1 pseudogene is annotated in these 1,306 nt (G+C 76.5%); it reads left to right on the top strand.

From position 1 onward, the window contains the following. Positions 1–1,184, top strand: a pseudogene (locus AOK15_RS40140) (hypothetical protein); the annotation flags it as partial. Positions 1,185–1,306 lie beyond the last annotated feature (122 nt).

Here is a 1,306-nt window from a genome sequence, read left to right as displayed (position 1 = left end):
TCGCACCCCTGACCGGTGAATACGGCCCGTTGGCGGCCCGGTCCGTCGGCGTCGCCGAACCCCCGGTCGGGGAGTTCGGCCCCGCGCGGGGTGGCGCACCCGTCCACGCGCCCGAGGCCACATCCGCCCATGCGCCGGCCGCCGCACCCACTTACCCGTCGGCCGCCGCCGAGGTCGCCGACGCCGTACCGGCCCAGGCCCAGGTCTCGGCCCAGCAGGCCCCGGCCCAGCAGGCACTGGACCAGCAGGCCCCGGCCCCCGAGCTGAGCCCGGCCGCCCTGGAGCCGCAGCCGTGGCCTCCGCATCAGGCGCCGGTTCACCAGGCCCCCGTGCCTCAGGCCCCGGCCCACACGTCCGAAGGGGAGGCGGAGTACCCGGCCGTCGGCGCGGCCGAGCACGTCTCCGCCGACTCCTCCGACGCGGTCCCGGAGTCGGGGCCCGTCTCGCTGGACCCGCAGCCCTGGCCGCCGGCGGCGCCGCCGACTCCGCTGCCGGCCCCGGTCCAGGTGACCGCGCCGGAACCCGCCCTCGTACCGGCCCCGCCGGAGGAGTCCGCGGCCGACCCCTACTCCGCTCCGGAGTGGAAGGTCGTGGACGAGGACCCCGGACCCAAGCCGGCGCCCGTGCGCGAGTTCGACGCCGTCGCCGAGTCCGTGCTGGACCTGGAGGAGCCCGACGGGGCCGCGGCCCCCTCGCCCTTCGCCGAGCCCGTCTCGCGCATCAACGAGGCGGTCAAGATGGGCCGTATCCAGGAAGCCGCGGAGATGGCCGAGCACACCGTGGCCCAGGCGACGGCGACCCTCGGCCCCCAGCACGCCGAGGTGCTCCGCCTGCGTGAACTGACCGCGTACATCGCCTACTTGGCCGGTGACGCGCTCAGGTCCTTCCATCTGTCCCTCGACCTGGCCGCCCTCCGGCACCGGCTGCGTGACCCCCGCGCCGCGTACGGCAACATCCAGAGCGCGGCGGCGGCCTGGCGCGCGATCCGCGACCCGCTCCAGGGGCTGCACCTGGGCCGCGACCTGATCGCCGTGTGGGCCGAGCTGGCCGCGGACGCCGGTCCCGCCGCCGACGACGTGGAGCAGTTGGAGAAGGCCCGCACCCGTATGGGCCGCCTTGCCGAACGGGCCCGCGCCCTGGACTCCGACCCCTACGCGAGGAGCCCGCACGCCCATGGCCAGTGACACCGGACACGGCGGCCCCCACCACCACGCCACCCCCCGGACGGCCGGCCACGCCTCGGCATCGGGAGCGGCCCGGAACACCACCGCTCCCGCTGCCGAGGCGCTCTCTCTTATACACCTCT

Origin of the sequence: Streptomyces ossamyceticus (genome assembly GCF_001418475.1) — a bacterium.
In the GTDB taxonomy this organism is placed as follows: Bacteria; Actinomycetota; Actinomycetes; order Streptomycetales; family Streptomycetaceae; genus Streptomyces; species Streptomyces ossamyceticus.
The sequence above is the reverse complement of the archived record's forward strand: the minus strand, read 5'-3'. Positions and strand labels throughout refer to the sequence as shown.